The organism is Evansella halocellulosilytica (assembly GCF_002335745.1).
Taxonomy (GTDB): domain Bacteria; phylum Bacillota; class Bacilli; order Bacillales; family Salisediminibacteriaceae; genus Bacillus_CA; species Bacillus_CA halocellulosilytica.
Genome location: NZ_NIST01000001.1, coordinates 4500353 through 4522686 on the forward strand (window position 1 = coordinate 4500353; position 22334 = coordinate 4522686).

The 22334-nt window shown below is 39.2% G+C and carries 22 protein-coding genes, 1 pseudogene, 1 riboswitch and 1 other annotated feature; of the genes and pseudogenes, 10 read left to right on the forward strand and 13 right to left on the reverse strand.

Annotation, left to right across the window (positions count from 1 at the left end):
- Positions 1-69: 69 nt before the first annotated feature.
- The 6 genes from CD001_RS26110 to CD001_RS21415 all read right to left on the reverse strand — a co-directional run bounded on the left by CD001_RS26110 (position 70) and on the right by CD001_RS21415 (position 5946).
- Positions 70-420, reverse strand: a complete 351-nt coding sequence (locus tag CD001_RS26110; RefSeq protein ID WP_179298855.1) for a hypothetical protein — start codon at positions 418-420, stop codon at positions 70-72.
- A gap of 55 nt (positions 421-475) precedes the next feature.
- A complete protein-coding gene (locus CD001_RS21395) occupies positions 476-745 on the reverse strand; it encodes a hypothetical protein (RefSeq protein WP_096189654.1) in 270 nt (89 codons plus the stop codon).
- 13 nt (positions 746-758) lie between these two features.
- The gene (locus tag CD001_RS21400; RefSeq protein WP_096189655.1) at positions 759-1028 is read right to left on the reverse strand and encodes a hypothetical protein; all 270 of its coding nucleotides are present in this window, start codon (positions 1026-1028) and stop codon (positions 759-761) included.
- Between the two features lie 176 nt (positions 1029-1204).
- Positions 1205-3625 carry a phenylalanine--tRNA ligase subunit beta gene (gene pheT / locus CD001_RS21405; protein ID WP_096189656.1) on the reverse strand — a complete coding sequence of 807 codons (2421 nt, stop codon included), beginning with the start codon at positions 3623-3625 and terminating at the stop codon, positions 1205-1207.
- Positions 3626-3658: 33 nt separating this feature from the next.
- Positions 3659-4693 (reverse strand): phenylalanine--tRNA ligase subunit alpha, encoded by a 1035-nt coding sequence (gene pheS / locus CD001_RS21410; protein ID WP_096189657.1) that lies wholly within the window; start codon positions 4691-4693, stop codon positions 3659-3661.
- A 107-nt stretch (positions 4694-4800) separates the two neighbouring features.
- Positions 4801-5044 (reverse strand) — a binding site (T-box leader).
- A 146-nt stretch (positions 5045-5190) separates the two neighbouring features.
- Positions 5191-5946 (reverse strand): TrmH family RNA methyltransferase, encoded by a 756-nt coding sequence (locus CD001_RS21415; RefSeq protein ID WP_096189658.1) that lies wholly within the window; start codon positions 5944-5946, stop codon positions 5191-5193.
- Positions 5947-6268: 322 nt separating this feature from the next.
- On the opposite strand from CD001_RS21415, the gene sspI reads away from it, so the two are divergent.
- Complete coding sequence (sspI, locus tag CD001_RS21420) at positions 6269-6478, forward strand: small acid-soluble spore protein SspI (RefSeq protein WP_096189659.1); 210 nt, start codon at positions 6269-6271, stop codon at positions 6476-6478.
- Positions 6479-6553: 75 nt separating this feature from the next.
- Here sspI and CD001_RS21425 read toward each other — a convergent pair whose 3' ends face one another.
- Together CD001_RS21425 and CD001_RS21430 are read right to left on the reverse strand one after the other, a co-directional pair.
- On the reverse strand, positions 6554-7630 hold the full coding sequence (locus CD001_RS21425; RefSeq protein WP_096189660.1) for a M42 family metallopeptidase: 1077 nt from the start codon (positions 7628-7630) through the stop codon (positions 6554-6556).
- A gap of 126 nt (positions 7631-7756) precedes the next feature.
- Complete coding sequence (locus CD001_RS21430; RefSeq protein WP_096189661.1) at positions 7757-8257, reverse strand: dUTP diphosphatase; 501 nt, start codon at positions 8255-8257, stop codon at positions 7757-7759.
- Positions 8258-8527: 270 nt separating this feature from the next.
- Between CD001_RS21430 and CD001_RS21435 the strand changes: the two genes are divergently transcribed.
- On the forward strand, positions 8528-8929 hold the full coding sequence (locus CD001_RS21435; RefSeq protein WP_096189662.1) for a sigma-w pathway protein ysdB: 402 nt from the start codon (positions 8528-8530) through the stop codon (positions 8927-8929).
- Between the two features lie 61 nt (positions 8930-8990).
- Here the strand turns inward: CD001_RS21435 and CD001_RS21440 are convergent, their stop codons facing one another.
- Entirely contained in the window at positions 8991-9272 is a 282-nt protein-coding gene (locus CD001_RS21440) for a hypothetical protein (RefSeq protein WP_096189663.1), read from the reverse strand.
- 318 nt (positions 9273-9590) lie between these two features.
- Positions 9591-9696, forward strand: a riboswitch (TPP riboswitch).
- A gap of 175 nt (positions 9697-9871) precedes the next feature.
- Here CD001_RS21440 and CD001_RS21445 point away from each other — a divergent pair.
- The 6 genes and pseudogenes from CD001_RS21445 to ku all read left to right on the forward strand — a co-directional run bounded on the left by CD001_RS21445 (position 9872) and on the right by ku (position 16245).
- On the forward strand, positions 9872-10474 hold the full coding sequence (locus CD001_RS21445; RefSeq protein ID WP_096189664.1) for a YkoF family thiamine/hydroxymethylpyrimidine-binding protein: 603 nt from the start codon (positions 9872-9874) through the stop codon (positions 10472-10474).
- 11 nt (positions 10475-10485) lie between these two features.
- Positions 10486-11088 (forward strand): ECF transporter S component, encoded by a 603-nt coding sequence (locus CD001_RS21450; protein ID WP_096189665.1) that lies wholly within the window; start codon positions 10486-10488, stop codon positions 11086-11088.
- A complete protein-coding gene (locus tag CD001_RS21455) occupies positions 11072-12856 on the forward strand; it encodes an ABC transporter ATP-binding protein (protein WP_257009894.1) in 1785 nt (594 codons plus the stop codon). Before CD001_RS21450 ends, CD001_RS21455 begins: the two co-directional genes overlap by 17 nt.
- Positions 12840-13622, forward strand: a complete 783-nt coding sequence (locus tag CD001_RS21460) for an energy-coupling factor transporter transmembrane component T family protein (protein ID WP_096189666.1) — start codon at positions 12840-12842, stop codon at positions 13620-13622. The genes CD001_RS21455 and CD001_RS21460 overlap by 17 nt, the downstream gene beginning before the upstream one ends.
- Positions 13623-13926: 304 nt before the next feature.
- Positions 13927-15148: pseudogene (locus CD001_RS21465) on the forward strand (transposase).
- A gap of 212 nt (positions 15149-15360) precedes the next feature.
- Positions 15361-16245: a non-homologous end joining protein Ku gene (gene ku, locus CD001_RS21470; protein ID WP_096189667.1), complete on the forward strand. Its 885-nt coding sequence runs from the start codon at positions 15361-15363 to the stop codon at positions 16243-16245.
- A gap of 93 nt (positions 16246-16338) precedes the next feature.
- Here ku and yunB read toward each other — a convergent pair whose 3' ends face one another.
- On the reverse strand, positions 16339-17208 hold the full coding sequence (gene yunB / locus CD001_RS21475; protein WP_096189668.1) for a sporulation protein YunB: 870 nt from the start codon (positions 17206-17208) through the stop codon (positions 16339-16341).
- Between the two features lie 286 nt (positions 17209-17494).
- Between yunB and ligD (CD001_RS21480) the strand changes: the two genes are divergently transcribed.
- Both ligD (CD001_RS21480) and ligD (CD001_RS21485) read left to right on the forward strand, forming a co-directional pair.
- Complete coding sequence (ligD, locus tag CD001_RS21480; RefSeq protein WP_096189669.1) at positions 17495-18451, forward strand: non-homologous end-joining DNA ligase; 957 nt, start codon at positions 17495-17497, stop codon at positions 18449-18451.
- Between the two features lie 13 nt (positions 18452-18464).
- Positions 18465-19703, forward strand: a complete 1239-nt coding sequence (gene ligD, locus CD001_RS21485; RefSeq protein ID WP_096189670.1) for a DNA ligase D — start codon at positions 18465-18467, stop codon at positions 19701-19703.
- 120 nt (positions 19704-19823) lie between these two features.
- Here the strand turns inward: ligD (CD001_RS21485) and CD001_RS21490 are convergent, their stop codons facing one another.
- From CD001_RS21490 to rplT, 3 genes are all read right to left on the reverse strand, one after another.
- Positions 19824-20402, reverse strand: a complete 579-nt coding sequence (locus CD001_RS21490; protein ID WP_306454114.1) for a TVP38/TMEM64 family protein — start codon at positions 20400-20402, stop codon at positions 19824-19826.
- A 116-nt stretch (positions 20403-20518) separates the two neighbouring features.
- A complete protein-coding gene (locus CD001_RS21495) occupies positions 20519-20794 on the reverse strand; it encodes a DUF1294 domain-containing protein (RefSeq protein ID WP_096189672.1) in 276 nt (91 codons plus the stop codon).
- Between the two features lie 1067 nt (positions 20795-21861).
- On the reverse strand, positions 21862-22218 hold the full coding sequence (rplT, locus tag CD001_RS21500) for a 50S ribosomal protein L20 (protein WP_096189673.1): 357 nt from the start codon (positions 22216-22218) through the stop codon (positions 21862-21864).
- Positions 22219-22334 lie beyond the last annotated feature (116 nt).

Genomic DNA, 22334 nt, shown 5'->3' on the forward strand with positions numbered 1-22334 from the left:
GGTAATCTGAACGCCATCTTCTTTTGTTATTTTGTGAATTTTTATTCGAATCGCTTATGACAGGTGTATTCATTTCAGAGCACAAGTGCAACATCTAACTCTTGCCGCACTTCGTTTGCATCGCAATTTCTCTATGCTTTGATGCAACTTTTCTATCCTTTGACGCAACTTCCCTATCCTTTGACGCAACTTCCCTATCCTTTGACGCAACTTCCCTATCCTTTGACGCAACTTCCCTATCCTTTGACGCAACTTCCCTATCCTTTGACGCAACTTCCCTATCCTTTGACGCAACTTCCCTATCCTTTGACGCAACTTCCCTATCCTTTGACGCAACTTCCCTATCCTTTGACGCAACTTTTCTATCCTTTGACGCAACTTCCCTATCCTTTGACGCAACTTTTCTATCCTTTGACGCAACTTCCCTATCCTTTGACGCAAATCTATATCGGCTTACGTCCGTGAATATCGATGCTTACAATAAAAAGAAAATCATCAAGACGAGTGTAATGACTGCAGCAATGAAATAAGCTGTAAGCGATGATTTATTGTTAAGCTTCCATTGCTCTATCGTTCTGATAAAAAATGATAAAGAAATTACACCAATGACAAGCGGCATAAGCTCTCGTGAAAAAATATTTAAGAAAAATAGAAACCATATAATAAGAGCACTAATTAATACGATAATATCAATTGCATAATACGGTTGAAGTCTTTTCGGTTTATCTTGACTATTGGAAAACATTCTGTTTCTCCTTTCAATTTTGCGAATAATCTTCATTTGTCGGAAAAAACTTTGTAAAATAAGCAGCTAAAAAGGTGAATATGATAACAATTCCCCAAACAATGATCCCTAACAAGTCAAATGTCATCGCAACCAAAATGACAAACGCGATCATAAAAAAGCAAATCGATGTTAAATAACGTTTGATACCTCCAGCAGACCCTTCTTTTTTCTTCGTATTTTGAATCTGCTTTAAAAAATAAATAAGGCTAATAATTAAAGCAGCTGCTAAAAGGAAATTCATTGTTATCTCCTCCATTCACTTAATGACAAATCGTTTTACCCCGACTCTAAACTCTACATCATTTATTTTCTATTGTTTCTCGCAATCATGCAACCCCTATTTACTTAAACACATTTCAGTTATAAAACATGCAAAAGCTGACTCAAAAGCAAGTACTTTGAGTCAGCAACAGCAAGTTATGAACGTAATGTAGCTCCGATTTGTTGTTCAAGTCCAGATAATACTTTTTCGTGTACAGAGGATACATCTTCTTCGGTTAACGTTTTTTCAGGGTCTTGATAGCGCAGTGAAAAAGCTAAAGATTTTTTGCCACGTTCTAAGTGTTCCCCTTGGTACACATCAAATAGTGAAATCGAAGTAAGGAGGTTACCGCCTAGCTCAACAATCACACGTTCAACATCTGCAGCTATAACAGATTCATCAACGACAAGAGCAATGTCACGATCGACCGCAGGGTACCTCGGAATCTGAGTATAACGTAACGATTCTGCTTCATGACTAGTTACTTTTTGAAGGTCAAGTTCAAATGTGTACGTGTCTGGCAAAGACCAGGCTTTCGCAACAGATGGATGAAGCTGGCCGATGACACCGACTGTTTCTCCTTCTACTAATAATTCAGCCGTTCTACCTGGATGATAGCCTGTGCGCTCGGCCTGTACAAACTGAACATCCCGTGACACATTCATTTCAGACAACAGTCCTTCGACGATTCCTTTAACGACGAAAAAATCTACCGATTTCTTTTCAGCTTGCCAGCTATGCATATACCATGAACCCATGAATGCGCCAGCAATCATCGTCTTTTCATCTGGTTGACGAGTAACAGTTGTCTCTTCCGTTTGGAATACAGAGCCGATTTCGTATAAATGAACATCAAGCATATTGCGGTTCTTGTTATGGCTTAATGCATCAAGCAAATGAGGTACGAGCGTTGTACGTAATGTACTTCGTTCCTCACTCATCGGTAACGCAATTTTAACGCGAGGTTTTTCATCACTTTCAAAATAAGCCTCTTTTTCAGCAGTCGTTAACGAATAATTAACTGCCTCGTGAATACCGGTACTTTCTAGAAAACGGCGAGCTTTTCGTTTTTTCTGTTGAATCAACGTTAAGCCACCTGGTATCGTTGGTGTCGTTGGCAATGTCGTTGGAATGTTATCATAGCCGTAAAGACGGGCAACCTCTTCTACAATATCTGCTTCAATTTTTATATCATTTCGACGAGTCGGAACGTAAATATTAAATGCTCCTCCTTGCTCGTCAAATGGGAATTGCAGCTTTTGTAAAATCGATTTGACGGTATTTACGTCAATATCTGTTCCGAGTACCGCATTGATTTTTTCGAGAGTAATCTTTACCTCATGCGGGTCTGTTTCTAATTCGTCATATGCCACAACACCGGAAAGTACTGTGCCGCCAGAGAGGTCAGCAATTAATTGTGCTGCACGTTGTGCTGCTTTTTTCACTCTGTTCGGGTCAATACCCTTTTCAAAGCGTGCACTTGAATCACTTCGTAAGCCCAGCTCGCGAGACGTTTTGCGGACAACAGTATCTTTAAAATACGCTGCTTCTAACAAAATATGTTGAGTATCATTTTGTACTTCTGATGTTGCACCGCCCATTACGCCAGCAATCGCCATCGGTTCTGTACCGTTTGTAATGACGAGATGTTCTGGTGATAACGTGCGCTCGACATCATCTAACGATACGATTTTTTCTCCATCGTTAGCTCTGCGTACGTGTACTTGTTTTGATCCGAAGCGCTCGTAATCAAACGCGTGTAACGGCTGACCATATTCAAGCAGTACAAAGTTCGTGACGTCAACGACATTATTAATAGGACGGATCCCTGCTGCCATCAGTTTTGTCTGCAGCCACATCGGGGATGACGCAATCGTTACATCTCTAATGATTGTTGCACCATAATACGGGTTATCTTCTTTTGCATTAACAACGACTGAAATATAATCTGATGCTCGTTCATCACCTTCGTTCACTTGCACTTCAGGCAATGTTACCTCACGCCCAAGAATCGCACCTACTTCATATGCAACGCCAATCATGCTTAAGCAGTCAGCACGGTTTGCAGTTAAGTCAAGCTCTAACACTTCATCATGAAGATTTAAATGCTCAAGGGCATCCTCGCCAGGCACCATATCAGATGGAAAAACGAAAATTCCTTCTGAAAGCTCTTTAGAGACAAGCTTACCTTCAAATCCGAGCTCTTGTAAGGAACAAATCATCCCTTCTGAAGTTTGACCGCGGAGTTTTGCCCGTTTAATTTTCATGCCTCCAGGCAGGCGAGCACCAACTTTTGCGACTGCAACGAATTGGTCTTTTGCTACATTTTTCGCACCACAAACAATTTGTACGGGTTCTTCTTCACCAACGTCAACTTGACATAAATTTAATTTATCTGCTTCCGGGTGCTTCTCACATGAGAGCACCTTTCCGACAACAACATTTTTTACACCTTGATTCAATGAATGAACGAGGTCAACTTCAACCCCGCTTCGTGTCAGTTTTTCAGCAACTTCATGAGCGCTAAGGTCATCTATTTCGATATATTTTTTTAACCATTGATACGATACTAGCACGCTGGTTCCTCCTTGTACTCTATTTTTTCAATATTAAACTCGCTTAAATTGAGATAAAAATCTTGTGTCATTCGTATAGAAATGACGAATGTCATCAACCGCATATTTTAACATCGCAAATCGTTCAACTCCCATTCCGAATGCGAAACCAGAATAATTATCTGGATCAAAACCGCTCATTCTAAGTACATTCGGATGAACCATACCTGAGCCTAACACTTCAATCCAGCCTGTTTGCTTACATGTCCGGCATCCTTCACCATGACAAATGGCACAAGAAATATCTAATTCTGCTGAAGGTTCTGTGAATGGGAAGAAGCTAGGTCGTAGACGAATTTCACGATCTTCACCGAAATAACGTTTTACAAACGTTTCAAAAATTCCTTTTAAGTCGCTCATCTGAATTCCTTCATCAACGACGAGCCCTTCAATTTGCATAAACTGATGAGAGTGGGTCGCATCGTCCTCATCACGGCGGTACACTTTACCTGGACAAATGATTTTCACTGGCCCTTTTCCTTCATGTTTTTCCATCGTTCTCGTTTGTACTGGCGATGTTTGCGTACGCAGCAGTAAATCTGGCGTGATGAAAAATGTGTCTTGCATATCTCGTGCTGGATGATGCTTAGGTAAATTTAATGATTCAAAATTATAATAGTCTGTTTCGACTTCTGGTCCTTCCGCTACGTTGAACCCCATACCGATAAAAATATCTTCGATCGTTTCAACAACTGACGTAAGCGGATGACGGCTTCCTTTGTTTACTGGGCGTGCAGGAAGAGTCACATCGATACTTTCAGCTTTAAGTCGCTCAGTTAATGCTGCTTCTTCAAGCTTCTGTTCTTTTGATTCTATTGCACTTTGAACATCTCCGCGTACTTCATTTGCTTTTTGTCCGACGACAGGTCGCTCCTCTTTGGACAGCTTCCCCATTCCTTTCAGTACTTCTGTAATCGGACCTTTTTTACCTAAGTAAGCAACTTTTAACTCTTTTAAGTCGTTTACGGTTTGTGAAGCTTCAACTTTTTGAAGTGCTTCGTCTCTCAATTGCTGCAGACGGTCTAACATAACTTTTTTCCTCCTTTAATGTCTAAGGACACGATAATTTTCACGTCATATATTTGTATAAATTTTGCGGCATGCACCATTTTAACGACAAAAAAGCCTTCGCTCCCAAAAGGGACGAAAGCTCGCGGTACCACCCTTATTAATGAAAAACGAACACTCTCGCTTTTACATTCACTCAAGTAGAAGATAACGGACTTCAAACCGGATCATCTTCGCAAGCAGATTCACTTGCGGTCCAATGTCAACTCCAGAGCGAATTCGGCCGGGCTCCACGTAGATATGCTTTCAGTCTATGGCATATCCTCCCTGGAAGGGAACGATCAGCGTACTACTCTCTTTCATCGTTTTTAAAATAATGATTGACGTTGTACATTTATGTTACACATTATATAAGGTTTTGTTCCGATTCGCAAATAAATTTCGCAAAAACAGACACATCTTAGAAAAGTGCAAGGCGCCCGAATTTATATATATTCTTAGTTTCCGAGTTGAGACGATCAGCTTTCTCTTAAGTGATATAAAAGAATTCCAGCTGCAACCCCTACATTTAATGACTCTGCGTTACCGAAAATCGGAATATATAAATTTTGATCACACATCGATAACAACGATTCTTGAACCCCGCTTCCTTCATTGCCTAAAATGAGGGCGAAATGTTCCTGTGGCTGTATCGCAGTATAGGTGCTCCCTTGCAATGATGTGCCAAAAACAGGAATTTCATTTTCTTTACATATCTGAATAGCTTCTTCTAGATTCATTTTTTGTACAGGTATATGGAACAATGACCCTTGTGTTGCACGAATGACTTTCCCGTTAAAAGGATCAGCAGTTCCTTCTCCTAGAACAACACCTGTCAGCCCTGCAGCATCTGCTGTTCGAATCATACCACCTATGTTCCCTGGATCCTGCACACCATCGATAAAAAGAAACTTCCCTTCCTCCAAAGGAAGGTTTTCATTGTCCGGCAGTTCACAAATTGCAGCGAAGCCTTGTGGCGTTTCCGTCTCACATATTTCTCTCATCACTTTATCCGTCACTTCGATAAGCTCTAAATTCAAGGCTTTCCATTGTGAGGGAAGCTCTTTTCCTTCGGCGATGATGAGGGATTTTATCGGAACGTCAGCTTTCAACGCTTCTTCAATTAAATGAGTTCCTTCTAACAAAAATAATCCGGACTTTTCTCGGCCTTTTTTTGTTTGTAGCTTTTTCCAAGCTTTTACTTTTGGGTTTTGTAATGATTCTATCATTTCCATTTCATTCGATCCTTTCTATTATGAACAGCAGTAAGTATTCTTTGTCCTTTATAGAACAACACTTTTCATCTCATTTACCGCTACCGCAGGTGTCTTCAGTATGTCAATTACTAAATGAATAATCATTATGAAAACAGTCTTAATGGCGAGAGCCTTAGTTGCAGTTATACTATTGTCTATAGGTTTTATCAATACGAATCGTATAAAAAAATTCATTTCTTTGTCATAATCTTACCCGATAACATACATACTATAACAGATTAAATGGCCAAGTTCGATATTGGCTTTCGATCGATACTATATAATGAAAGGAAGATTCCACATGAGCTTTAACTTACGTGGTGCCATTATGCAAAACGTACAAGGGAGTAATCAAGAAGAAGTAGAAGCGACAATTGTCGATGCAGTTCAAAGCGGTGAGGAAAAAATGCTCCCTGGTTTGGGTGTGTTATTTGAAGTATATTGGCAAAATGCAAGTGACCAAGAAAAGCAAGAAGTAGTGAATCAAATTTCTCAAGGGCTGCAAAAATAAAAAATATGTCACATACGCTCATCAAATAGAATGTATATAAAAGCTGACCCTTATTGGATCAGCTTTTATTATGCTTTATTGAAATGTAATCTCATCAACTGTCTTTCGGTCAAGCTTTTTAATAACTTCAACGATGAGTTTTACAGCATTTTCGAAGTCATCTCTATGGAGAATGGCTGCATGTGTATGAATATAGCGCGTTGCAATTGTAATCGATAACGCCGGTACACCATTTGCAGTCAAATGAATCGCTCCCGAGTCGGTTCCACCGCCAGGTACACTGTCAAACTGGTATGGAATTTCTTTTTCATCAGCTGTATTTGTCACAAAATCACGCAGCCCTTTATGTGATACCATCGATGCATCATACATAATAATTTGCGGACCATCGCCCATTTTGGCAAGAGCATCTTTATCTGTTACACCTGGAGTGTCCCCTGCAATGCCAACGTCAACGGCAAAGCCGATGTCTGGCTGAATATGGTGTGCAGACGTTCTTGCTCCACGTAGGCCTATTTCTTCTTGAACAGTCCCTACACCGTATACAGTATTTGGGTGCTGTTCACCTTTTAAGCGGCGAAGTACCTCAATTGCAATCGCACAGCCGATACGATTGTCCCACGCTTTTGCCATCAGCATTTTTTCATTTTTCATCACCGTAAATTCGCAAACTGGGACAACTGAATCTCCTGGACGAACACCAAACTCTTCCGCTTCTTCACGACTCGTCGCACCAATATCGATAAACATTTCTTTTTTATCAACCGATTTTTTACGTGCTTCTGGCGGTAAAATATGAGGTGGTTTTGATCCAATCACACCAGGTACATTTCCATTTCGAGTCATCACCGTTACACGTTGGGCAAGCATCACTTGCTCCCACCAACCGCCAACACATTGAAATTTCAAATATCCACGGTCATCGATGTTCGTTACCATAAAACCAATTTCATCTAAATGGCCTGCAACCATGATCTTAGGACCGTCAGCATCTCCAGTTTTCTTTGCAATTAAACTCCCTAAGTGATCAGTCTCAACTTCATCTGCAAAAGGCGAAATATACTTTTTCATGACATCACGAGCTTCACGTTCATTGCCTGGGATCCCATTCGCATCTGTTAGATCCTTCAGCATCTTCAACATATCTTCCATCTCCTATGTACCCCCTATTGAAATAAAAAAGTTTAAAAATTATGTCACTTCTTTCATTATACCGACATTATTCAATTATCTCAATTTTCGATTCTCGAAATAATCCTTTCAATGGAGATATACCTTTTAATACCCGCTATTTTGTCGTTCATGGTTCACTTCATTTTTCTCATTGTAAGCATTGATAATCTCATTTTCTGAAAAACCTAAAGCAGACCCTAATGATAAATAAGCTTCAAATAACCTTATAAATTGACCTCGGTTCCCATTTTCCCTTAACAATCCGATTGCATCTATAACTGAGAAGAAATAAGGTACGAGAGCATTTCCCTCTTTTTTCTCTTCTATTCTGAATGAAATGGTTCCCTTATCTTCATATCCGTATTTGAGTCCAACAGACAAAATAAAGTGAATGCCGTCAACGTATTCTTCAAGAATTTTCCCTCTTGGTGAAGGGCTTTTCTCACTCCAAAATTTAAAACAGCGCGTTTCATTTGCTAGTTCAGCTAACTCGACATGTAAGGCCATTAATTTTCGATCAAGTAAGGACTCATTTTGTAATCCGTGTTTTGTCTCAATATGAGTGTCTAACTCTTTTTGTTTTTTATATAATGTTGTAAAGTCCATCGTTTCACTCCGTTCGTAAAAGGATATGTGTCGAAAAAATAACAATGAGCTTCTCTCAATTCCAATGAAAATCATGATTTTCATTGATTTTATTTCGCTCATTCCATTATTATAGCAGAGAAAATACTCGATTTTGAAACCTTTCTCTTAGCCACTCGTAAACATAGCGAGAAATGATTTTCAGATTTGAATCCATACGTTTGTGGGAATATAAAAATAAGAATCTGTTTTAAGTATGAAAAAAACAGAGCTCTTTAAGGGGAGATTACGATGACCGTTATATTATTTCGTTTATTCCTTCTCATTGCTGTCGGAATTATTATATATAGTGTAATTAAATATTTTATTGATCCACGACGAAAACTTGAGGCCTCTCACCGCCAAGGAGAATTTTATTTACTTGATGAACCAGATAATGTCCGAAAAAATTTGTTGTTCACTTATCGTAATGTCATGTTCGAAGGCGAAAAGTTTTTAGGGACGACAGAAGAGTCATTTGAAGTGACATCGATTATGATTTGGACAGAAAATACTGATCGGCTTAAAGGACTAAGCAAAAAGGACTTTAAATTTATTGAAAAGGAAATTATGATTCGTTATCCTAAAGCAAAAATAGAGTGGAAACGTCCGATCAGTGACTTGTTAAAGCAAATGAAAAAAGAAGTAAAATAGCGATTAGTAATAAGAGCCAGGCGCTCCAAAGTCTGGCTTTTTTTCATTTCCTCTCGCTCCTTTAAAAAGAACTTGTAAAAATACTAAAGATGAGCAAAATAATCATAATCGGTAAAATAATCGCAAGAATATTTAAGACTAATCCTACAATCGCAATAACCTTTCCTTTCCCCCCTGTTTTTCGCACATCCATTAACGCAATGATACTAAAAACGAGTCCGATCAGCCCAAGTATAATTCCGATCCAGACGAATACGATCGCAGCAAGTGCTGCAATCCCAATCACTAAGGAAATGACGGACTTTGTGTTCACTTTATCCTCCGTGAAAACTCGTTCAGACATAAAAAATTTCACCTCTAACTTAAAATAAAAGATAGCTTTTTTACATGTACAAAATCTATACCTATGTTAACATATCACTTCCTCATGCTATATAGAACGTCTTTACATTCAATCCCACTTATCTTACAATCAACCTTTTGCGTATGAGTAAAAGGTTTAATGGAAGTCCGCTTAAGAGCGATTCTGAGAATCAAAACTCAGCGATAACAGTGCTTCCTAAAAAAGCACCCACAAGTAGTTGACACAAACACCTTTTGCAACCCTCTTTACAAAATCGCTTTTTTATCGTTACAATAGTTGTAACAACATTCATAACCATTTTCGCACTAGGGGTGCTGTAAAGCTGAGAGACAGGTGAAAATCCTGTTAACCCTTTGAACCCGAACTAGATAATACTAGCGTGGGGAAGTGCCAGTGACGTCATGATTAAACGTATGACTATCGCTGCATTTCCTGCTGGGAATGCAGTTTTTTATTTTCTCAGGAAAGGATAAATGGGGTTGGCTATGAATCGGCGATATCTAAGTCCTTTCCGCTTTTCCCTAACAGCGAAAATAAGGAATAATGTTGAATCTAATACAGAAATAGGAGGATGCTTCATGCAAGGATTAAGTTGTGGAACAAGCAGAATTGTTGGCTGTCGTTTTTCGATTTACCCAATGACAGACAACTTTGTTGAAGTGATTAAAGGGGCATTAAGCGAAGTAGATACGAGCAAAGTGTGGATGAATACAGATGATGTGAGTACGTGTATTCGCGGACGAAGTGAACACGTTTTTGATGTAACTAAAGCGATTTTTATCCATGCTGCTAAAACAGGTGTGCACGTCGTGTTTAACGGAACTTTTTCAATCGGATGTCCAGGTGATTCTGATGGCGATACGTACATGTCAGAGGACGATGTACGCTTAAACGAAAACTCTTCACAAATGGAAAAGGTTGATGTTGCGACTCAATTTGCCCTTTATCCATTGAACAACCCTGATTATATGCAAATCATTGCAGACCAGGTTGAAGTCGCAATTGAGTACGGGACATTTACGAAAGCGGTTCATTATGCTTCTCGTCTAGACGGAGATGCAAACCAAGTTTTCAAAACGTTAGAAGAAGCGTTTGTTAATACGTCGAAAACGAATGAACGTAGTCATGTAACGATGACGGCTGCGATTTCGGCTAACAGTCCGTCCAAGAAAGATCGATAAGGGGGATTATGATGAATTACAAATGGAATTTACGTGAAATTGTACTCATGTCCATTTTTGGCGTCGTTTTCGCCGTGATCTATCTCCTTTTTTATTTTTTCGGAATGGGATTAACGAATGTTTTAGCTCCTTTTGGATTAGGTCCTTTCGGATATGAAGTCATTTTCGGGATATGGTTTATCGTTTCGATTATTACAGCTTATGTTATTCGAAAACCTGGGGCTGCATTGATTTCAGAAACGATCGCAGCAACAGTCCAAGTATTGCTTGGAACTCCAGCCGGACCTCGGTTAATTATATCTGGAATTATTCAAGGTTTAGGTGCTGAAGCCGTTTTCGCTGCAACGAAATGGCAAAATTATACGACAAAAATCCTTGTCCTTTCCGGGATGTCTGCGGCATTATTTAGCTTTATTTGGGGCTGGTATATTTCTGGCTTTGCTGCTCTCTCTACAGAAATGGTCACAGCAATGTTCATCGTGCGCTTGATCAGCGGGGCATTACTAGCTGGACTATTAGGAAAATATATTAGTGATCAACTTGCTAACACAGGTGTATTACGGAGCTATGCACTTGGGAAGGAGTGGCAGGAAAAACGTGAAAAAGCATCTTAATCATCAAAAAGGTCCTGCTCATGATGCAAACATTTTAACATATCCACACTCTATGGAAGCGTTGATAGAAGAAAGTCCTCTCATAGCTGCAGAGGACTTCTCCTTCGATTATGAAGCAGACTGTGAAAATCCAACGATTAACAAGTTATCTTTTCAAATAAAGCAAAATGAAACGGTATTATTAATGGGACCAAGCGGCTCAGGGAAAAGTACCCTCGCTTTATGCATGAATGGACTCTATCCCGATGTGATTGAAGGTTGGAAGAAAGGTCACATCTTTTATGAAAATAAAGATGTTGAATCATTTGAAAAAGGAGAGCTAAATCAAAAAATCGGTGTCGTCTTTCAAGATCCTGAAAGCCAGTTTTGCATGGTAACAGTAGAAAATGAACTTGCTTTTACGTTAGAAAATATTCAAACTCCTCGCACAAAAATGAAATCTCGAATTGATTCCGTCGCTCGTACAGTCGGGATTGAACCATTACTAAAACGGCCAATTCATGAATTGTCAGGCGGACAAAAGCAAAAAGTCGCTCTTGCCTCAGTTCTGCTTTTAGAACCTGAATTGCTCATTTTAGATGAACCGACAGCAAATTTAGACCCATCCTCACGTAAACAATTCATCGACATGATTGAACAATTAAAAGTAAAACGTAACGTCGCTGTCCTTATTATCGAACATCAGCTTGACGATTGGATTCCTTTAACAGATCGAGTGATCGCATTAACGAAAAATGGAGAAAAGCTAATTGAAGGTTCTCCACGTACTGTTTTTTATTCATTCAATGAGCAGTTAAAAGAAGAAGGCATCCACTTACCGAAAGTGATTGAACCTGCCCTACCATATGTCCAAAACGCTGATACAAATTTGCCGTTATCAGAGGACGATTTAGCTCATTTTCTTGCTAGAAAAACGGATCGATTAAAGGAAGAAGCACCATTAAAAGCTCCTCCCGTCAATAATCGTGAACTAGTCATTTCTTTAAAAAATGTCTCGTCTTCCAGGAGGAAAAAACACTCCATTCTACGCGATATATCAATTGATTTATATGCCGGGGAGTTTGTCGGTATTGTCGGAGAAAATGGTGCTGGAAAGTCGACATTTTTGCAATTGCTGGCTGGACTCTTAACTCCAATAAAAGGGGAGCGCCTATTTCTAGGCAAAGACTTCAAACAGTGGACTGAACGAGATGTCCGAAAAAATATCGGCTTTGTTTTTCAAAATCCGGAACACCAATTTATTACCGATACCGTATATGATGAACTAGCCTTCGGAATGAAATTAGACGGCGCAGACGAAACAGCGATTCAACAAAATATCGATCATTTGCTACACCGATTCCGACTAGAAGGAAAAATGTGGAGTAACCCTTTTTCGTTAAGCGGCGGTCAAAAACGACGATTAAGTGTCGCAACGATGCTTAATGAAACGCCGAAAATTTTATTGTTTGATGAACCGACTTTTGGTCAAGATGCTAAAACAACGAACGAGTTGATGGACATTATAACAGCTCTTCGTGCAAAAGGGACAACGATCGTCTTTGTCACGCACGACATGGAGCTTGTCGATCATTATTGTGAAAGATCGATTGTTCTCCATCAAGGGAACATTGCTTTCGACGGTTCCCCTGATTCATTGTGGGAAAAAGGCTCCCTCTTAGAAGAATCACATTTACGGCTTCCTTTCCGTGTTCGTCTAAAAAATAACCTTGAGCAAAAAAAGCTTTGTCAAAAAGGAGTGCAACGAGAACATGTTAAACTCCATTAACCCTTCAATCAAAGCTATTACTGTTTGTGTCCCTGGTCTTTTGCTAGCATTTATTTTTGATCCTTTCACTCCAGCCGTTTATTTGCTTTTTACAATTTTAATGACGTTTCTATTAAGCGATATACCGATAAAAAAATGGGTGATGATTTTTACACCATTCATTTTAATGTCACTCGGCTTTGCTTGGATGACCGCACTATATTCTGCTGATTCCTTTTCGGGAGGACAGGTCATTTTCTCTTTTTGGTCTTTTGAGGTCACATACGATAGTATGATGGTCGCAATAAGTCTCGGTCTACGTTCATTATGTTTAGTAGCATTATCGATGATGTTTGTGTTAACAACTGATTCAACGAAATTTATGCTTAGTTTAATGCAGCAATGCAAATTGCCACCAAAGTTCACATACGGTATCCTTGCCGGTTACCGGTTCCTGCCGACATTCCGCCACGAGTTTGAAGTGTTGCGTCAAGCTCACCGTGTCCGCGGTGTTGACAGAGCACGAGGAATTAAAGATAAAATTTATCAAATCCGCAGGTACGCGATTCCTCTGCTTGCGAATGCAATCCGCAAAGCCGAACGTGTTGCTGTAGCAATGGAATCAAAAGGCTTCACTGGTTCAACGAAGCGGACTCACTACTATGAAATGAAAGTAAATCGAAGAGACTGGCTTTTTCTTTCAGGCTTTGTCGTCGTTTTCTTCGGAGCTGTATACGCCTCCTACCATTTTGGGCATTTAAATATATTTGGCAGACAGTTCAACTAACAAACTGCCCCCAATTCCCAGTTATCATTATCAAACCGAAAAGTATAATATCTCACGATCTCATCCCTCCCGGCGGACGCTTTCCATGGGGCTTGTCTTCAACTAATTCTGACTCAGCGAAGCATCGTGGAATGGATTTTCAGACTGCGCTGATCCCATTGGAGTCGCCGCCTTTCGTTCTTCAATCAACCTAGAACATCCATCGTTTCCTATTTAGAAATGATGGTTATTTTTTCAACAGTTTTATCTGATTATTCAGGTAAATATAGTGTCATATAGATAAAACCACTCGTGAGGTGATCGTGTGTTACGCCCCATTCGTGCAAAACAAGTTGAACTCGAAATGGTCTCTATCGATCAGTTAGTCCCAGACGACCACTTACTAAGAAAAATTGATGCCAGAATTGATTTTTCCTTCATATTGGATACCTTTACGGTATCCGATCTGAAAGACAGTTAGAAAAAGAAATTGAGACAAATATTGCTTATCGATGGTTTTTAGGATTAAGTCTAACTGATTCGGTTCCTCACCATTCCACCATAAGCTTCAATCGGCATAAACGGTTTAAAGAAACAGACATTTTTCAAGAGATATTTGATGAGACCGTTCTTCTGGCTATGAAGCATCGTATGGTTGGCGGGAGAGCTTTATTTACTGATTCTACCCACCTTAAAGCCAACGCAAATAAGCGGAAATTCACTAAGAAGACGGTTCAAGTTGAAACACGCGTGTACATAGAAGATCTAAATAAAGCGGTTGAGGAGGATCGAAAAGCACATGGAAAAAAGCCCTTACCGGAAAGAGATAAAAGAAAAAGAGATTAAAGTCAGTACGACAGATAAAGAAAGCAGCTATATGTTCAGGGATGGAAAGCCCGAAGGGTTCTTTTATTTAGACCATCGGATAACAGCATCGACTGGACCGTCAGATAAAGACATTTGGTTTCAATGTGGACGCTGTCGGATTAGACGCGGGCTACTTAACCATTCCCTTATGTAAAGGGGTAGAAGATCGCCATATTATGGGGGTTATCGCACATCGCCGCTTCAAACCTAAAAAGGGGTATTTGCAAAAGTGGAAATTTACCTATAACAAAGAGACGGATACTTATACATGCCCTAATGGTAGCACCTTATCTTACGCTACAACGAACCGCGAAGGCTATCGTCAATACCATTCAAACCCTGCAGAATGTGTAAACTGTCCCCTGCTTAACCAATGTACGAAAGCCAAAAATCATAAAAAAGTTCTCACAAGGCATGTATGGGAAGACAGTAAGGAAATAGTGAGAGAGCATAGACTTTCCGCAACAGGGAAATTCCTCTATAAAAAAAGAAAAGAAACCATTGAGCGAAGCTTCGCGGATGCCAAACAGCTCCACGGGCTTCGCTACTGCCGGTTACGCAGCTTAAAGGGCGCATCAGAACAAGCGTTGATGACAGCGGCAGCACAGAACATAAAAAGATCGCAAACCACCTCTCAGCGAGCTAAGAGGTGGTTTCGGCCATTCTTCACCGTAGGGTGAGCAAATTCTTCTGACGAAAATAATAAAGAGAAACCCGCACTTCTCAAAAAGTGTGGGTTTCTCGACAATCTGAAAACCCAAAAAACCCCTAGGTGCCTGGCACATGGTTTTTTTTGGGTTTTATACGTTCAACTTGTTATTATTTCCCGTTATCTACATGTTCCTCCTTGAACATACTAAAGAAAAACCTGAATTAAGGAGGTTCCCGACTTATGCATACGATTTGGAAAGGATCGATTTCATTCGGTCTCGTAAACATTCCTATAAAGCTCCACGCCGCTACCGAAAATAAAGATGTTAAACTAAGAAATTTGCATAAAGACTGCCACGCTCCAATTAAATACGAGCGAACATGTTCAGAATGCGGAGAAGAAGTAAACAATGATGATATTGTCAAAGCATATGAGTATACCGAAGGAAAATACGTCGTTCTAGACGACGAAGAACTGGCAAAGTTAAAAAAAGAGCAAGAAGATAAGGCCGTTGAAATCATTGATTTTGTAGAACTAAAAGAAATCGATCCGATTTATTTTGATCGCTCTTACTATTTAAGCCCTAATGAAGGCGGATCTAAAGCATATGCACTATTAAGAAAATCATTGCAAGATACTGGGAAAATCGGTATTGCAAAAATTACGATTCGTTCAAAAGAGAACTTAGCGGCAATTCGAATTTATGGTAATACTCTCGTTATGGAAACACTCCATTTTCCGGATGAAGTTCGCGATGCGAAAAATGTTCCGAACGTGCCAGATGAAACTAACATTAAAGAAAAAGAACTTGAAACAGCTAAAACATTAGTAGAACACCTCACTGCTGAATTTGATCCAACCAAATATACTGACGACTACCGTCTTGAACTGCTCGAATTAATAAGTAAAAAAGTAGAAGAAGACGAAGGTGTATCGAAGCAAGAACAGACGAATGTCATTGATTTAATGGAAGCATTAGAAAAGAGTATTGAAAAAACGAAGCCTGAAAAACCTAAACAAAAGAAAACAACAAAACGGTCTACTTCAAAAAAGAAAACGACACAAACGAAAAAAACAACTGCAAAATCAAAAACATCGAAAAAACCAGCTAAAGAAGCAAAATAATAAAACAAACTATTTGATTGTCCAAGAGTTTAAAAATCGTTCTAGAAAAAGCAACTGCCTCGAATTAATGAAAGAGGCAGTTGCTGTCTTTATTTAGTTACTTCCTTCTGGTTCGACAATATCAAGCTCCTCTTCAGTAACCTCTTCTTCAGTAACCTCTCCTTCATTAAAATCTTCAAAGTCTTCTGAATCCGGTGCTATGATTGCCGGAGGAACACTTCCAGCGTTTCCACCGCTACTATAAAACTGTGGAACATCCCCTGGAATAAAGATGATAACTACTGGGATAGACGTTGTGACTACTTGTGTATCAGTCGCAAATGGGATAACGACTTTTACATCGGCCTCAATATCTACGGAGAGTCTTATATACGTATTGTTGATCCCTCTTTCCAAAATCTCTTCTCCAATATCTGCTTTCACTTCGCCGATCGCCGATAGTCGTATTGGCACCCGTGGACCTAAATGAGCCAATAAGGAATTGTTTGTTGCTTGCCCGAGTGGAATCGTATGAATAATTCCGTCTTCTGCAAACGTTGCCCCTTCACGCTCTAGATCTACGTCTGTTGGCAAACTGTAGTCAGCTACTCTTCCATGTTCGATATCATTTAAAAAATCTTGAACCCGCTTAACAGTATCACGCATTATTTTATTGTGCATCGCTGTATTCACCTGATACGTCTGGACATTTCCGTTATTGTCATATTGAAATTCAACAAGTTCTTCCATGTTCATATCTTCTAACACTTTTTTAGAAATTGCATCATTAATAGCTAGCGTACCGATACGTTGTGTTTCTGTTTTCGCAATCGCAAGCAATGTCGGTCGGATACCTGCCTCGACAATAATTAATCCTTGGACCGTTAAAAAACAAAATATAATGAATGAAATGAGAAACACATATCGAAATGGCAATGGCCCTTTTTTTCTTCTTTTCAAACGAAATACCGGTGATTTTTTCATGCTGATCTATCCCCCTCTGCTAATCTATATGCAAGGAAGGACAGCTTCTTTCATTTCCCGGCCGATTTTCTTGGACAAAAATGAATTTAGAGTACGTGTTCAAAAAGGAGACAAAAAACCAAATTGATCAAGTCGACGACATTCTGTGACGCTGAGCGTATGATACGCAGAGATACGAAAGTTATTTTCCCAGACTTTTTGAACATCCTCTTATCCCAACTGATATTTTTTTAGAAAAATGAAATACTATGATCGAAACAGATGACGATAGATAGGAATGACAATCATGAGTTTACAGCCAATCATCCCTTTTGAACCAATAAAAAAAGAGATCATTCCAAATGGTGACGAATGGGTTGCGCAAATTAAATGGGATGGTGTACGGATCCTTACCTATTATGACGGAAAAAGCATAGAGCTTTATAATCGAAAATTAAATGAACGAACGAAACAATTTCCGGAAATAACGGAGAAAAGCATTTACAAGCATGCTCAATCAATCATTTTAGACGGCGAAGTGATTGCGTTTAAAGATGGTCGGCCTTCTTTTTCTGAAGTCATGAGACGAGATGGGCTTCGTTCTGAGAATTCGATTCACATGAAAAGACACCAAATACCTATTGCTTATATGATTTTTGACATCCTCTATTTAAATGGAGAGTGGTTGACTCAACTGCCGTTAAAAAGACGTCAAGAAATGATGAATGACGTGATAACTGCAAATTCTACAATCCAATTGGTCAAAAATTATGACGACGGTTCTCAGCTCTTTGAAGCGATTAAAGAACAAAAAATGGAAGGAATTATTTGCAAAGATCTAACAAGTACTTACACGATAAAAGCGAAGGACGATCGCTGGGTAAAAATAAAAAACTTTCAAGATATTTATGCTGTTGTCGGAGGTGTGACATATCGTGGTGATACCGTCAATTCTCTTCTCCTCGGAATGTTTGACAACAACAACCATTTTCACTACGTCGGACATGCAGGAACCGGGAAATTGTCTGCAGCAGACTGGAACAAGCTCACAAAGCTAATTGAACCTTTAAAGGTGACAAAACGACCTTTTAAGGAAAAACCTGAACGTGCAAAACATGCCGTTTGGATTAGACCGGAACTCGTCGTAAAAATTCAATATATTGAATGGCCAGCTGGACGTTCAATAAGGCAGCCAAGTATACAAGCATTCATTGACACCTCAGCAGAAGAATGTATCCTTCCTGCTGAACATCAACTTTTGTAAAGGAAAATGATCCATGAAACTGTCTCACTCAATATTTTCAAATAAAAATGCTCCTTTTAACGGATTTTTTTTTCTTACCGGATTCCATCGGACAAAAGAACAGTTCTATGTTGGTCTTATTCTAAACGGAGAAGTAGTTGAAGCAGGTTTTTTTACCGAAGGATTATCAAAAGAGGAAAAAACAGCGTTAATGAATACGATTATGAATAAAGTGACGAATGACGGGAAAAAGCAAAAAATCTCCTTGAAACCAACTATTTGCGTCGAATTGTCATTCGATGGTTTTTCCCGCAACAAGCTCTTAAATCCAGCTTTTTTAAGCTTTCAATTGCAAGTAGACTGGCAGCAGTGTACATGGGGAAACTTAATCATTCGAAATTCATCCGCACATGTACAAATCACGAGTCCAGATAAACAGTTATGGGACGCACCTTCGATCACAAAAGATCAATATATCGCTTACTTAACAGAGGCCGCTCCGAGAATGCTCCCTTTTTTACAGGATCGCCCTGTAACACTAAAACGTGCTCCAGAAGGAATATCATCTGAACAATTTTATCAAAAAAATTGTCCTGAATATGCACCTGATTTTATTAAAACGTATGAGGCTGAAGATAACCATTACATCGTTTGCGATCAATTATCAACTTTACTTTGGTTAGGGAATCAAGCAGCCATTGAGTATCATATTCCTTTCAATACAACCGAAAGTAATAACCCTAGAGAAATCGTCTTTGATCTAGACCCTCCAGATGGTGATCATTTCCCTATGGCTATTAAGGCAGCAAAAGAAATGAAGGAACGACTCGATATGTTTGATATTGAAAGCTTTCCAAAGCTTTCTGGAAATAAAGGATTACAAATTCATATCCCTTTTGCGGACCGTACGCTTACTTATGAAGATACAAGAATTTTCACATCATTTATGGCCCATTACCTTGTCGAAAAACATTCAGATGATTTTACGATCGAACGGATGAAGAAAAAACGCGGAAAGAAGCTTTACATTGATTTTGTGCAACATTGGCGTGGAAAAACGATTATTTGCCCGTATTCAACAAGGGTTAATCCCGATGCTACCGTAGCTGTGCCACTTCGATGGCAAGAAGTAAATGATAAACTTACCCCAAAAAACTATACGATCTTTTCGATGCTTGAACGCATACAAAATCGTCAATGCCCAATGAATAACTATTTTCAAGTTGAAAACGAACAGATTCCGAAAGTAATCAATAAGCTAAAAAATCATTAAGAGGCTAGACCAAAACCTAGTTAAAAATAAGAAAACTAAAAAAGAATCCGATTATCTCATCATGATAACCGGATTCTTTCTTTGCTTTAATAAGACTGTTTTAGTCCTAACCTCATGTACTTACTCTGATGAAGTTGCTTTTCTCGGAAAAAATTTGTTCCATTTATACGTTTGAGTTCCTCTTTTACCGAGGTATGAAAAGAATGCAGCTAACAATCCAAAGAAGATAAGTGAAACATAAATCGGCATTTCTGTAATCACTTGACCGAAAGACGTATAAACCATAGCAGGTAAAATAACACCGCCAATAGAATACCGCATATACTCTTTAAAATTTGATGTCATCTCCATCAAATAAAGAGAAAGCAAATGGAAATGTATAAAAGGCATCATTCTTAAAATCATAACTTGCCCTAATGTAAGGGAACGCCCCTTAAAAAACCTTTCCTTCAATCTCGTAATTTTTGCCCGAAAGGATGGAAAAATATCGACAAATTTATAAAAAAACAGGCTCATTAAAGATAACCCAATAATAGAATAAATCGTTCCGTGCAGGAATCCAAACAAATAACCTCCTGCAATACATACGACAATAACAGGTATAAATAAAAACGGCCGTAACAAATGTACGATGATAAATAAGGCAGGGGCTAACCAACCCGCTTCTTCGATGACATGAGGAATCGCTTCGTTGAACATTTCCAAGCTGTTTCATCCTCCTCCCTCAATCATGTCTATGTTTTAACTAGACAATCTATGATGACGATGTTACATACTAAGTGTAAAGACTAACAACTTATAAGTAAACAAGTATTTTATTGATTGACGAGCATTATCCAGACTGCAACATGTAGGATGAATATAACTGGTAGTCCGAATCGAAACAACCGCTTCTTCGTTTTGTGGCGAAAGGTTCTTCCACCGACAATCGTCCCTATTACACCGCCTAATAGAGCAATCATCAATAATGATTTTTCACTCGTTCGCCATACGTTTTTCTTAGCTCGTCTTTTATCAATTCCCATCATCGTAAAGCCGATGACAGTCAAAATAAAATAATAAATAATGACGATAATCGCTACATTATTCATCTCGTTATGTCCTTCCTAAATTTTATTCCCTTTATTGAATATGGTGCTCCTATTTTTTAGTTATAAGGTTGACGATGAAGCGAGCAAAACTATTGCAATTTCAATGCAAATATAGATCTTGCATTTCACTTGCTTCATCAATAAGTATCCGCCCGTAAAACGGGCGGTTTTAATTTCGCCCTATAAGGGCACTTTACCACCAGAGTCTCTTAAAGGACCTTATTTAATTTGGTCCGTGCCAAAAGAATTTTGAGGACATCCCTTTTCATAATCAAATAGAATTCGAAATCGCTATAAGGCGGACGCTTTCACTCCAAAGCACAAGTGCGACATCTACTCGTGCTGCACTTCGTTTGCATTCGTAGTGTCTTCTTTGCAGCGGGCAATGCCTCAACTTCCTAGGTGCCACACTGTATGCACCTAGGGGATTTTCGCCTATTGCTTTTCCCGCCTGAGTCACCGCCTAGCGCTCTTTCGAGTACATGATAATATTTAAATGACATACTAATAGCAGAAAAAACGTTGTGGGAAGTTGTATCTCAGCTCATTTTTATCTCATTTAAATGGGAATGGGCTTTTGTTATCAAAGATATTTATGTTCATTTCGTATTCATCATTTAAGATAATAAATGACATGACGCAAATAAAGTTGTCATCAAAGGTGGAAGGTACTGCGCGACTGTCTCTTCCTCTACTAGTATGGCTTTGTTGTTTATCCGTCGAGACAAATCGATGTATTTTCGAAGAAGCAATGCTCTTTCCTACGGAAAAACGGACGAGTTGAGATCCCTTCGAGCTTGACCGAAGTAGCTCAACCGTTCGTTCGTGGCAAAGAAGACACCGTGAATACGAACAAAGTGAAGTAAGAGCGGATGTCGCACTTGTGCCCTGGGGTGAAAGCAAGCAGTATACCTTCCAACTATTCGTTACTTATAAAGAAATCTCACGAATACAACCCTTAAAGGTTTATTTTCACACAGGCAGAGCCTGTGGTTTACAAAGAATATAATCATAACGAAAGCCACTCCCCGGCTGGAAAGTGACTTTCTGTTTTCACCTTATTACTATTACTTAAGGTTAGCTTTTGCTTTTTCTGCTAAGTCTGAAAATGCTTTTTCATCGTTAATTGCAATATCAGCTAGCATTTTACGGTTCATTTCGATTCCCGCTTGCTTTAGACCGAACATGAAGCGGTTGTATGAAAGACCGTTCATACGTGCTGCAGCGTTAATACGTGCAATCCATAATTTACGGAAGTCACGCTTTTTCTGTCTGCGGTCGCGGTAAGCGTATTGAAGTGACTTCATTACCTGACCTTGTGCAGTTTTAAATAATCTATGCTTTGAACCATGATAACCTTTTGCAAGCTTTAATACTTTTTTACGACGACGACGGGCTACATAACCGCCTTTTACTCTAGCCATCGTAATCCCTCCTTTTACACTATTCTAAGTTGGTTTACTTCGAGCATGATCAATCGTCTAGGAAGAACAACATACCAACAGTTAATTGGCGATAACTGCTCTGTCCCTCAATTGAA

Coding starts and splice junctions, on each gene's coding strand:
- CD001_RS21490 (WP_306454114.1), bottom strand. CDS start 20,402: ATGTTCAACGAAGCGATTCCTCATGTCATCGAAGAAGCGGGTTGGTTA.
- ligD (WP_096189669.1), top strand. CDS start 17,495: ATGAGTTTACAGCCAATCATCCCTTTTGAACCAATAAAAAAAGAGATC.
- CD001_RS21445 (WP_096189664.1), top strand. CDS start 9,872: ATGCAAGGATTAAGTTGTGGAACAAGCAGAATTGTTGGCTGTCGTTTT.
- CD001_RS21430 (WP_096189661.1), bottom strand. CDS start 8,257: ATGGACTTTACAACATTATATAAAAAACAAAAAGAGTTAGACACTCAT.
- CD001_RS21415 (WP_096189658.1), bottom strand. CDS start 5,946: ATGGAAATGATAGAATCATTACAAAACCCAAAAGTAAAAGCTTGGAAA.
- ku (WP_096189667.1), top strand. CDS start 15,361: ATGCATACGATTTGGAAAGGATCGATTTCATTCGGTCTCGTAAACATT.
- yunB (WP_096189668.1), bottom strand. CDS start 17,208: ATGAAAAAATCACCGGTATTTCGTTTGAAAAGAAGAAAAAAAGGGCCA.
- CD001_RS21495 (WP_096189672.1), bottom strand. CDS start 20,794: ATGAATAATGTAGCGATTATCGTCATTATTTATTATTTTATTTTGACT.
- CD001_RS21450 (WP_096189665.1), top strand. CDS start 10,486: ATGAATTACAAATGGAATTTACGTGAAATTGTACTCATGTCCATTTTT.
- rplT (WP_096189673.1), bottom strand. CDS start 22,218: ATGGCTAGAGTAAAAGGCGGTTATGTAGCCCGTCGTCGTCGTAAAAAA.
- sspI (WP_096189659.1), top strand. CDS start 6,269: ATGAGCTTTAACTTACGTGGTGCCATTATGCAAAACGTACAAGGGAGT.
- pheS (WP_096189657.1), bottom strand. CDS start 4,693: ATGTTAGACCGTCTGCAGCAATTGAGAGACGAAGCACTTCAAAAAGTT.
- CD001_RS21460 (WP_096189666.1), top strand. CDS start 12,840: ATGTTAAACTCCATTAACCCTTCAATCAAAGCTATTACTGTTTGTGTC.
- CD001_RS21395 (WP_096189654.1), bottom strand. CDS start 745: ATGTTTTCCAATAGTCAAGATAAACCGAAAAGACTTCAACCGTATTAT.
- CD001_RS21440 (WP_096189663.1), bottom strand. CDS start 9,272: ATGTCTGAACGAGTTTTCACGGAGGATAAAGTGAACACAAAGTCCGTC.
- CD001_RS21400 (WP_096189655.1), bottom strand. CDS start 1,028: ATGAATTTCCTTTTAGCAGCTGCTTTAATTATTAGCCTTATTTATTTT.
- CD001_RS21435 (WP_096189662.1), top strand. CDS start 8,528: ATGACCGTTATATTATTTCGTTTATTCCTTCTCATTGCTGTCGGAATT.
- ligD (WP_096189670.1), top strand. CDS start 18,465: ATGAAACTGTCTCACTCAATATTTTCAAATAAAAATGCTCCTTTTAAC.
- CD001_RS21425 (WP_096189660.1), bottom strand. CDS start 7,630: ATGGAAGATATGTTGAAGATGCTGAAGGATCTAACAGATGCGAATGGG.